The 11287-nt window shown below is 41.1% G+C and carries 11 protein-coding genes; 3 read left to right on the forward strand and 8 right to left on the reverse strand.

Annotated elements, in window-relative coordinates:
• Nucleotides 1–428: 428 nt before the first annotated feature.
• Complete coding sequence (locus tag ACYTXL_RS33470) at nt 429–1385, forward strand: aldo/keto reductase (RefSeq protein WP_461928335.1); 957 nt, start codon at nt 429–431, stop codon at nt 1383–1385.
• Here the strand turns inward: ACYTXL_RS33470 and ACYTXL_RS33475 are convergent.
• The 3 genes from ACYTXL_RS33475 to ACYTXL_RS33485 form a co-directional block, all read right to left on the reverse strand.
• Nucleotides 1333–2565: a cysteine desulfurase family protein gene (locus ACYTXL_RS33475; protein ID WP_461928336.1), complete on the reverse strand. Its 1233-nt coding sequence runs from the start codon at nt 2563–2565 to the stop codon at nt 1333–1335. The two genes, ACYTXL_RS33470 and ACYTXL_RS33475, sit on opposite strands and share 53 nt — an antisense overlap.
• Before the next feature lie 5 nt (nt 2566–2570).
• The gene (locus ACYTXL_RS33480; protein ID WP_461928337.1) at nt 2571–3197 is read right to left on the reverse strand and encodes a restriction endonuclease subunit R; all 627 of its coding nucleotides are present in this window, start codon (nt 3195–3197) and stop codon (nt 2571–2573) included.
• Between the two features lie 324 nt (nt 3198–3521).
• The gene (locus ACYTXL_RS33485; RefSeq protein WP_461928338.1) at nt 3522–4454 is read right to left on the reverse strand and encodes a competence protein CoiA family protein; all 933 of its coding nucleotides are present in this window, start codon (nt 4452–4454) and stop codon (nt 3522–3524) included.
• A gap of 390 nt (nt 4455–4844) precedes the next feature.
• On the opposite strand from ACYTXL_RS33485, the gene ACYTXL_RS33490 reads away from it, so the two are divergent.
• Entirely contained in the window at nt 4845–5483 is a 639-nt protein-coding gene (locus ACYTXL_RS33490; RefSeq protein WP_461928339.1) for a histidine phosphatase family protein, read from the forward strand.
• A 372-nt stretch (nt 5484–5855) separates the two neighbouring features.
• Here ACYTXL_RS33490 and ACYTXL_RS33495 read toward each other — a convergent pair whose 3' ends face one another.
• The 4 genes from ACYTXL_RS33495 to ACYTXL_RS33510 all read right to left on the reverse strand — a co-directional run bounded on the left by ACYTXL_RS33495 (nt 5856) and on the right by ACYTXL_RS33510 (nt 9797).
• The gene (locus ACYTXL_RS33495; RefSeq protein ID WP_461928340.1) at nt 5856–6068 is read right to left on the reverse strand and encodes a transposase; all 213 of its coding nucleotides are present in this window, start codon (nt 6066–6068) and stop codon (nt 5856–5858) included.
• A gap of 304 nt (nt 6069–6372) precedes the next feature.
• Nucleotides 6373–8250 (reverse strand): alpha/beta hydrolase family protein, encoded by a 1878-nt coding sequence (locus tag ACYTXL_RS33500; protein WP_461928341.1) that lies wholly within the window; start codon nt 8248–8250, stop codon nt 6373–6375.
• Nucleotides 8251–8273: 23 nt separating this feature from the next.
• Complete coding sequence (locus tag ACYTXL_RS33505; RefSeq protein ID WP_461928342.1) at nt 8274–8717, reverse strand: HXXEE domain-containing protein; 444 nt, start codon at nt 8715–8717, stop codon at nt 8274–8276.
• Nucleotides 8718–8933: 216 nt separating this feature from the next.
• A complete protein-coding gene (locus ACYTXL_RS33510) occupies nt 8934–9797 on the reverse strand; it encodes a hypothetical protein (protein WP_461928343.1) in 864 nt (287 codons plus the stop codon).
• A gap of 437 nt (nt 9798–10234) precedes the next feature.
• Between ACYTXL_RS33510 and ACYTXL_RS33515 the strand changes: the two genes are divergently transcribed.
• On the forward strand, nt 10235–10387 hold the full coding sequence (locus tag ACYTXL_RS33515; RefSeq protein WP_461928344.1) for a hypothetical protein: 153 nt from the start codon (nt 10235–10237) through the stop codon (nt 10385–10387).
• Between the two features lie 612 nt (nt 10388–10999).
• On the opposite strand, the gene ACYTXL_RS33520 is transcribed toward ACYTXL_RS33515, so the two are convergent.
• On the reverse strand, nt 11000–11197 hold the full coding sequence (locus tag ACYTXL_RS33520) for a hypothetical protein (protein ID WP_461928345.1): 198 nt from the start codon (nt 11195–11197) through the stop codon (nt 11000–11002).
• Nucleotides 11198–11287: the final 90 nt, after the last annotated feature.

The following is an 11287-nucleotide window of genomic DNA, read 5'->3' on the forward strand; positions in this document are numbered from 1 at the left end:
CATCCCCTAACCCCTTCTCCCAAGTTGGGAGAAGGGGAACTAGAGAATTTGCTCCCCTCTCCCAATTTTGGGAGAGGGGTTGGGGGTGAGGGGCAAACCTCGAAAGCTTGCCTTGCCTAACTTCTACGTTAAGTTGATATCAATGAGCTTTTTCTGTGCCCCTACCAACGTATTTGTATCATTAGACCTCTTGCAAAAGTCCCTAACACGCCACCCCCAGCCCCTCCCAGCACGCGGGGAGGGGAGAATTTGACGTAAGTCAAAGGCGGGGTGGGGTTCTTTACGAGACGCTACGCGTAGCTTGTCCTCCGCAGGAGTACGCGGTTTGTTCTTTTACCCCAGTAATCATTCACACTTCAGATAGCGGTTGAGAAAATGTTTGCAGCGTACACTAACAATTGACTCGAAAATTCTTGGACAAAGTAGATATGCAAACCAAACAGCTTGGCAATTCGGAGCTTCACATTACCCCAATCGGCTTTGGAGCCTGGGCGATCGGTGGAGGTGAGTGGGCTTTTGGTTGGGGAACGCAGGATGACCAGGAATCGATCGCAGCAATTAATCGCGCTCTCGACCTCGGCGTTAATTGGATTGACACCGCAGCTGTTTATGGTCTGGGGCGTTCTGAGGAGGTGGTTGCTAAGGCGCTCAAAGGTCGATCTAATCGCCCCTACATTTTCACTAAATGCTCGCTGATTTGGGATGAAAAGCGCGAAATTGGTAACAGCCTCAAGGCGGATTCTGTGCGGCGGGAAGTTGAAGCTAGTTTGCGCCGACTTGACATTGAAACTATCGACCTCTATCAGATCCACTGGCCCAACCCTGACTCAGATATCGAAGAAGGCTGGACGACTCTGGCGAAGTTAAAGGATGAGGGCAAGGTTCGCTATATCGGGGTTTCAAACTTCAATGTAGAACAGTTGAAACGTGCCCAAAAGATTGCACCAGTTACTTCATTGCAACCGCCTTATTCTCTGGTTAAGCCTGATGTCGAAAAGGAGATTCTGCCTTTTTGCAAGGAAAATAACATCGGTGTGATTGTTTATTCACCGATGCAATCTGGCTTGCTCACAGGAAAGATTACACCTGAGCGGGTTGCTAATTTCCCAGATGATGATTGGCGTAAAAACAATAGTGAATTTCAGGAACCACGTCTATCTCGTAACCTAAAGCTAGTTGAGGTGTTGCAACACATTGGTAAACAACACGATCGCTCGCCGGGTGAGGTGGCGATCGCTTGGACTTTAAACAATCCGGCGGTGACTGCGGCGATCGTTGGCGGACGCAATCCCAAGCAGGTGGAAGGAATCATCGGCGCTAGGGAATTCCGCCTTAATCAGCAGGAGCTAGATCAGATTGGTGCTTTCGGGCGCGAGAATCCATAAAAGAGGGCTTACGTAAACTTTCAATAGTAGCGATCGCATGTTTCGCCACAATATCAATTTCCTCTTGCGTATTAAACCGTCCAATACCAAACCGCACTGAGGCATAAGCTAGCTGTTCTGAATGTCCCAGTGCTGTGAGAACATGTGAGGGTGCAGTGGTAGCCGACGAGCAAGCAGAACCAGAAGAAACCGCCATTACTGGCTGCAATCCTAGCAAAAGTGCGGCTCCATCAACCCCCTCAACACTGATATTCAAGTTTCCCGCCAATCGCTGTTGAGGGTGTCCATTGAGATAAATTCCTTCAACTTGAGAAAGCTGTTCCCACAAGCTTTGCCTTAATTGGGTGAGGCGTTGGGTTTCTGTTGCTTGTTCTGCCAAAGCGATTTCTACAGCTTTCCCCAAGCCGACAATTTGCGGTGTATATAATGTTCCAGAACGCATCCCCCGTTCATGTCCGCCGCCGTGCTGCTGGGGAGCCAGTTGCACTCTGGGGTTGCGCCTGCGGACGTACAGCGCTCCAATACCCTTGGGGCCATATACTTTGTGTGCGGTTAGCGACATCAAATCTATTTTCTCCGCTTCCACATCTAGAGAAATTTTACCAATAGCTTGGGCGGCATCGGTGTGAAAAATGATATTGCGATCGCCTCCCTCGGTGTCTAGGCGATCGCGGCACATTTCCCCAATTTCTGCCAATGGCTGCAACACCCCAATTTCGTTATTTGCAGCCATCACCGATACCAAAATCGTCTCAGGACGGAAAGCTTTTTTTAACTCAGTTAAATCAATCAATCCATCTTTTTGGACAGGGAGAATAGTAATATCAAAACCCAGACTTTTTAAATAATTACAAGGATCAATAACTGCACTATGTTCAGTGGCAACAGTAATAATATGTTGACCTTTTTTAAAATAAGCTTCAGCAACACCTTTAATCGCTAAATTATTCGCTTCTGTTGCACCACTGGTAAAAACAATTTCTTCTGGTGTCGCGTTGATTGCTGCTGCTAAAATCTCTCGCGTTTGTTTAACAGCAGCTTCTGCTTCCCAGCCATAAATATGACTAATACTTGATGGGTTGCCAAAGTTTTCTGTGAAGTAGGGTAGCATTGCTGCTAATACCCGTTCATCTACGGCTGTAGTAGCGTGGCAATCAAGGTATATAGGACGAATAGACATAATTATTAACTCAAACTTTGACTCAAATTTTTTAATACACTTAGAACCTGATACAGTTCACTTTCTCGTTTCAAAAGTGTAAATTGGTCAGACATAGCATACTTTGGCTGATTTTCTTTAGTAATTTTCAGGAAAATAAAATCACTCCCATTTGTTACTAATCCAAAAGTAGGTTTGTCTTGACTAGGATTAGCCAACATATAAACAAGTGCTTGAGGTATGGCTTCTAAAGGAGAAAAGCTAGACCTTTTAGATTCAATTACTAACAACCAGAATTGTTCTTGAATAACTAAAATATCAATTCTACCTCTAATAATTTCTCCTTCATCTTCGGCAGAAATTTGTATTGATTGTTCCCCTCTCATATAAAAAGGCTCATCATAAAATCCAGCTAAGTTGAGTAAAGGAGATAAAACTACTAATTTCACCGTTTCTTTAGACAAAGGAGGATATTTAACTAAACGGACAAAATGAAGTTTTATTTTGTCTAAATCTGGCTTTTCTAAATCTGTAATTTCCGGTAAATTCTCAAACCATTCTGTAAAGAATGCCTTATCTACAGCTAGCTGTAGACTAAATCTTTCTTCCAAATAGGCCAGCCCGACATTTTGTGCTTGGATAAATTGAACCATAATTTATTTTAAAGATAAGTAGGAAGGCACAATTAAATATAAGATAAAACCTCACCCTCAATCCCTCTCCGTGAGTTCGGAGAGGGAAGCCGGAGGCAGAGTAAGGTTTTATATTTAATTTGCTCAACTTACTTAAGTATAAGTATTATAACACTGTTCCAGTAGTAATCTAGATAGGAATAGCAAAGTTGAAGAACAATTTAGAACTCAGAAATAATTAAAAATTGACCTAAGTTTTTTAATATATTTACAACTTTGTATTGCAATAAAATAATTGTTTTTGCTTGGTAATTAATTAGATTTGGCTACGGGATTATGAGAATATTATACAGCAATTTTCTCCCAGCTAGAATTCTCCTCAAGAATATCTATTTCATCTTGAGATAGTATTTTAGGTTGCATTTGTTGCAGGTCACGCAGTACCATTTCGGTATCCTCAGCATTAAACTTATAATACTCAGTTAAACTGCCGATGGGATAATTAAAGCCCTGATAGCGGTGTTTGAAATACAGTTCAATATTCCCTCTATGCTCCCAAGTTCCTAATACTCTAATAGCAACACTGGAATAATGAGCAAGTAAATCAATTTTTACTTCTGCTACTCGCTTGACAACGGGTCTTTGGGTTACTCCTATCTTGTACAAAATACCAATATTCGTTTCAATCTCTAAAAAATATAGGCTAGAGGATAGAATACGTTGAAGTTGAGCGCGATACAGCTTCAAATCAGTAAATCGATATGCTAAATCTGGAGCATTTTTGTACTCGGCGTGTTTAAAAGCTAGCTCAAGTTTCAGCAGTTTTTTAAGTAATAGTGGCTCCTGTACATCATTGAACCGCGCAAACTCTAGCGCTCCAAGGGGAATTTTACCCAAATCACTAAATTCATATTCTGTTGGGGTTAAGTATAGGTTTTTTCTCAACACTCCTGCTTTGAGTAAACCAGAAGTAATTAAGTAGGAACTAATAGGGTAATTTTTGGCTCCGTACTCCTGCCAAAGCAGCTTTAACTGTGCCAAATCCTTGCCAGATAATTGAACGTTGAAATTGTCATAGAGTGGCAGAGTAGGGAATTCTCGGTTAGCTATGGGGCGGCAGGTTTCCTCATTATGAGCAAAATGATGCTCTTTCACCTTGCCTTTTTTAGCAGTTAGACTACTATTACAGTAAGGACACTTAAGTGAAGTCTTACCCCTGTTGATATCTTCAATACATATCAAGATACCTTCTTCATTTACACCATATTTTAGCCACATTGCCACACCATGATTTAGAGGTTGAATTTGCTCTTACCAGTGTGCTTCAACTTTTCAAAAATGTATCTATCTTCTGGATTAGTGTAATGTTGATTTGAAGAATGTAAATGCAATGGAGGGAAGCCGCTTTATTGCATCTGGGTATAAAATTGCTCAGAAAGCTCAAGGAGCAGTTCAGTTTAGGTGTTTGGGGGATTTGCCAACGGTATCCGCATCCCAGCTCAAACTAGAGTAATAGCTCTTACCGCTACTTTTGTCAACGAAATCAAAAGTTTGTGGTTGATCGACTTTTTTGGTTGATTACTTTGTCCTGGTGTCACAGACTCGATTGCGAGATTGATGGTATTTTATTTTTGTACAAACTCCTTGATCCCAATCGCGATACAAGCTATGACACTCAATTTATATTTATTGCGACATGGAGAAACTACTTTTAGTCAAAGTGGTAATTTCTGCGGTGAAACTGATGCGGAGTTGACAACAGAGGGGATGCAGATGGCATCCGGTTTTGCCGATGTTTATCAAAGCTTGTTGTGGGAGGCTGTTTATGTTAGCCCGATGAAACGCACCATTGCAACTGCCAAGCCATTTTGTGATGCTATCGGTATGGATATGCAGTTGCGTGACGGACTTAGAGAAGGTAGTTACGGCGAATGGGAAAGGAAGAGTAAATCGTTTGTCCAAGAGAATTACGCCCAAAACTATGTAAAATGGTTGACAGAACCCGCTTGGAATGCACCACTAGGTGGAGAAACTGCGGTAGATATTGCTAACCGTTCTATGCCTGTAATTGCTGAAATTCAAGAAAAACATCCCCAAGGTAATGTTTTAGTAGTTTCCCATAAAGCCACGATTCGGATTATGCTTTGCAGTTTGCTGGGAATTGATTTGGGACGCTATCGCTATCGGGTAAATATTCTGGTTGCGTCGGTAAGTATGGTTAAATTTGACGTTAATGGTCCTTTGTTAGAAATATTAGGCGATCGCCATCATATACCCGATCGTATTCGCTCTCGTCCGGGAACATAATAGGCATTTTTCAATTACTTCTGTGAGTCAAGATTGGGTGGGCTGGGCGATAACTTCGTCTCATATCTTGCACCTCACCGTATAATCCCAGAAAAAGTAAAAAGATGTGCGATAAAGCTACCTAATTTTTATTGGCTTTTATCGATAAATCAATACTTTTACTTTTTTACTGAGTAATAAAATCACATCAATTTTTGTTGGTGCAAGATGTGAGTTAAGCTGCGCTAACGCTTGGGGTTTGCTCTCTACCAGACGCTACTCCCGTTCGCTTGTAAAAGCTGAAGTTAAAAGGTTTTGGCAATTTGGCATCACAACTCTCTTGCGTGTTGGTGGGCGCGGATCACTGTTCCATCAACGTAATGAACCTCCCAGTCAAGCAATCAAATGTTCGTCAGCGTAGGCGTAGCCCGCCGCAGGCATCGCTTGTAGCTTTGCTAAGATTTGGTTCCAAATTCCGCCTTTTTGCCAGTGATAAAACCTTGTAGCCACACTCTGCCACTTTCCATAACGTTCTAGGAGATCTCGCCACGGTGCCCCTGTTCTCAGTATCCAGAGGATGCCATTCACAAAGAAAACGGTGATCATGATTCGGCTTACTTGTTCGCAGTTTTTCTGATGGTAGTAACGATTTTAAGTATTTACACTATTTCATACTCAGTTTCCAGTAACAATGAAAAAATGCAAAAATTTTTTCTCTGGGGGCAACTAAGCTATTGCGCCTTTAATTTGCACTAATATTTTTTCAACATGGTTGTGGGGTGGGCAGCGTTCGACTGACTTGTACTGAGCGTTGTCGTTGGCGCAGCCTCTCGTAGAGAAGTAGCGCTCACGCCGAAGTCTTGCCCGCCCTGATTGTGCAAGTTGTATACATAACACCTTAACTACACCGTCAAACCCATTTCAACAATCCTTTAGTTCGGGTTTGGCGGAGTGCTATTCGCAGGAGGAATCTGATGATTTTATCTAGTCCACCGCCTAGAGGTCCATAATTAATAGTAGTTCCAGAAAGAGAGGCTTTAGCTCTCAAGCCATCAATATATATCCATTCCATTGCTGCTGCCGGAGAGAGAAGCTGACAATAATGCATTCCACTTGCAGAACGGATAAAGTAATCGGTGGGAGTTTTCATAACCCTCGCTTTAACTTGATAAAACTGTTCGTTATTGATTGTGACGTAGTTGTACTTGGGATAAACCCATATCCACAGAGGTCCTGCTGCAACAATGGGTATGCTATCTTCTCCCATACCCATTTCTAGACCAAAATCCTTAAAGTAGTACCGAGCTTCTTCCCCTGCATTTTCCAAAGCCCACTTGTAAACGTACTGATTAATTTGATTTCCCCTTGAAGCTCCATCTGTTTCTTGATAATTTGGGTTTGGAACTCCTGCCTCAGTCCATATTTTTTGGCGTGAATTGAGTTTAGCTCGTAAAGAAAAAGCTGCTATTGGGAAAAAGCCAGTATCAAAAAAGTTCAGAAAATTATATAGCGCTTGGGTGACGCTACTAATTGTTAGCGTGCATTCAGACTGTCCATCACAAGAATTGCGAACCTGGGGAATATGAACAGAAGGATGGCTAAAAGGATTGTAAGTATAGGAACGATGGAAACTATCGATGACCTTTAAACCAAACGGCGCAGGCGATAAGTCGCTACTAGCCATGATTGGATTCGCATAATCTTGAATCCAAGGTGAGTAGGGGGTGCATCTTGGATCGTTTCGTGGATTATCTTCTTGACTACAGTAACAAGCAGGTTTGAAACCGTTATATCCTTCCATTACAAACGCATTGAGAAGTGGCTGGAGGAGTTGCTGTGTCTTGATGCGTTCTTCCTTCAGAAAGTTACTGCTTGCCTCAGCATTGGCATTTGGCAATATTAGGCAAATAAAGTTATAAACTAACTTGCCAATTTTTTGATGAACTTCTTCCTCTAATGCTCTCGGTTGAAGATCGTAATCCGCTACATAAGCAGGTGCTTCACCGGAAGCGAATTGCATATGAGTAGCCCCATCGATCGCAACAACAGGGAAGTTTTCTATATTAATTAGTTTGGATGCATTCAGTTGTTGATACCAAAACCCTGTTGCAATACGTGTAATTCGCGCCAGCCCATCTAAAGTGCCACCTATAGTTAGGGTCGGGACGATATACTGAATAACATTTTGTCCCGCCTCATTTAATTTAGAAACATATCCCTTCTCTAAAAAAGAACCCATCAAGATTTGCCCTTTGCCACGTTCGGGAAAACTCTTGAGGTATTTTTGAATGGCAATCCCGCCTACAGAATGAGCAACAAAGAAGATATTATCCGTTTCTGGCATACCTTCTTTTTGCATTTCCTTGATGGACTGATCGATCGCCAATCCTATTTCACGCGGAACTGGAGAATTGCCAATAAATTTAGGAATACTCACCCAAATACTTAAATCTGGGGCTGCATTTTGAATTGACTGTGCGACTGGACAATATTGCTCAACCGAGATATCTTCACCTTGAATAAAGATGATAGCGACCTCAGTTCCTCCTTCATGAATCGGTTTGAGGACTATTGGCGTTCCAAGCCAATTGTAGGCATAGGTTAATTGAATGAGAATAACACACAGTAATAAAAAGCCTGTTATTCCAACCCCGACCCAGAGTAGATGGATGATTGAATCTGCAACTGAGCCGTTTAAATTAATAGCTGCGATCACAAGACAAGTCAAAACTAATGACAAAAAGATGCTAAAACTCTTACCTAACCAGAAGAAATTTTTGTAAGGCATTGTTGTTAATCTATGGTGTATTGTTACTGCGCCACTTGTGTCGCTTCTTTAGTTAAAGCAGTTCTAAGTTGTTGAATAAAAATAAGACTCAACACAAACAAGATGGTACCCGTTACTCCACCAGGAAAGTAATGATGTAAGAAAATCCAAGTGCAAATGTGGAATGCTCCATTCAATAACTCAATAATTGCCCAACTCCACATCAAGTAACAGCCCCATTGGCTTTGTTTTTCAGTACTAGGAACTGAGCCTAACATTAACGCAATGATGAGATAATTGAGAATTGCAAACAAATCTGCACTAATCTCAAAAATGGGAATCCAGGGAAAATGTTGATGCAATGCCTCGCTCATAGTTACAAAGTAACTGTAAAGCTCGGTGTAGGTTTCTTCTATACTGTGAGCAACTTGCACAAGTCCCAAAATCCAGTAGCTATGAGCGATTTTTGCAGGTAGAGCATTAAGCATTTACAGTTTATCCATTGGCTATTATTAACAATATGCAATGCAAACATATAGAAATATGAGGGTTTCGCATTAAAATTAAGGAAGAAATAAGCCCTATTTTCCTCTTTCTTCAATGCAACTTCCCACTGTTGCTGGTTTTAAAGCCTGTCAGAATAATTGTTAGATGATTGCAAAAAAAAAACTAATCAATTCCACCTTAACAGACTAATAAAAACTTCACCACAAAAGATTAAATAAATATATCTGGACTATCATGCCAAGGTTAAGGAAGATAACAGCCGTAAAATGCCACCATTGATTAAACGTAGATTCAGCTAATAGTCCTTCAATCATCCCACCCAGCATAAAGAGAAAGGGGGCTGATACTGCCAAAAATTTAGGTTGTTGAACTGTTTCTAAGACGGGAGCAAAAAGATGAAAATATGCAACAAAATTTACAAGTGCATTGATGATAAACACTACAAGAATTGTAATAGCTAGAGGAAAGACAGGTTGTTTGCTGAGTGTAAAGGTAGCTTTCGGATTTTGAGGACCAAGAAAAGCAATTATCCCACTGATAATGGCAAAAGTTAGGGTTATTTTGTTAATCCCAAATACTCCCAGGGAAAAAGCTAACAGTCCAGCTCCTTGAAGGAAAAATAGTAACTTGTATGCTACTTCACGAAGCCATTCATTATTACAGTCTTTTATATTAAAGTCTAAATCGAGCGGATTTTGGAAATACACCACCTGCCAACCTTCATATTCGTGCATCATAATGCCTGTTAAGCCACCAAATGTTAGAATAAGCGGGCTAATTAAGACTAAAAATACTTGCACATCTGTTCCAAGGAGCAGTTTCAATGCACTTGAATTCTGAAAAATTAAGAAGGATAGGATAAAAGCAGGGATGAACGGAAGCCAGTGAACTAACTCCACAAGATTGAGTATCCACGACCATGCATACTTAGCCAGACCGTTCTCTACAAGATAGCTTTTTGGTACAGGTTTCTGCCATTCCCATCCTGGCTCAGGATAATAACCTAGGCTAGGGTTAGATTCTTCTTTGTGCTTCTTATTCACGTTTGTATTGATTTCCATTTTGCTACTGCCTTCTTTTAAAAAAATACTCACTTGCTCACTTCATTTAATAGACGACTCGCAAAATCAATTTCTGAATTTTTTGATTTGAGGTCGTTTTTACCTAACTCAATACATCTATATAACCCATTTGGAATCTATTTTTCAACTTACAAGTGCAATACTCATTTGGGTTCCATGACTCTGGCAGTCATTTCTCATAATTTTTTCGCTCTCCAGAACCCCTAAAAATCAAGATTACTTCATTCGTGAGAGGTTAAGGTCACCTACTATTTGTCAATAAGCAATAGTATTTAAAATATTGCTAGAATCGGGCTAAAATTGAGGTTAAAAACACAATTTTTGAGCAGGCGATGCCAAAGGCGAGCTACGCCTACACGTAATTTTAACTAAATCAGCAGAAGTCCTATATCTGACCTGTACTCAGGCAGTGTAGGATGAATGCGCGTGAATGCCAAAAGCCGCAGATCACGAATGATCTGCCCCACCTCTGGCTGGTTGATAGCCAAGGCTTTTTTGATATTCATTTAACGGGTCGCGGAAGTCCCCATCTTCAAGGTATTCCTAAAATGGGGATTGTGAGTGGGTGATGAGGATTGCATCTGGAATTGATTTTTTACAAAGTAAAAAATCAATTCCAGATGTATGACGAATTCCCAAAATTTTCTGGTAAACTAAGCACTATCTTAACCATCAATGCCATAAGCGAAAACCAAGCTAACAGGTATATGTTGCAAGAGAAATTTTGGGTCTTGGGAACCAGGACTCCTGCCCTTGGAGAGAATGTAAGACCAAAAGAACTACGAAGTTCTGGAGGCTATTCTTGATGAATTGGGAAGCTCCGTCCGTCTTACGGCGGGGTAGTTCACCTTCTAAACTTGATTCACTAGCTTACAGCTATTTTCAGGTAAATAGACCACCCGGTAAGGGCACAGCAATGCTGTGCCCCTACGACAGATGTGGTTCAAATACATGATTTCTGCGGTAAGTAGCTGCTGCTATATTATCTATTACAAGTTAGTCATTTTAAAGCTGTTTATACACCGTATATACACTGAAATGTGTTTTTATAGTAAAATTTATTGCTTGACTTGAATGAAGGGGAGTTTTTTAAGTGATGTTGAACTTAAATTCTTAGAGGAAAAGTTTGGATGTGCGTAGGCGTAGCCCGCCGTTAGGCATCGCCCCCAGGGCAAACGCATCTAGGTATAGTACATAAATACTAGATAAAGGATAAAGGCAGCGATCGCATGTGGTATGAATGATAAGCAATGTGTTGCAACTTCTGCATCAGCTAACGGCTGTATAACCACCACTACCTCAACATTTGTATCTTTTAAATAAGTGGGTGTCTGGATTTGCAATATACCATCTGTCCCAATATGCGATCGCAACTTCATAGAACCTCGCGGGATGTGGGAAACTCAGACACTTCAGTGCTGAGAGGGAAACGGCTCGTGCGACTTTAGTCGCAGTCAACATTAATTGCA

The organism is Nostoc sp. (assembly GCF_054880495.1).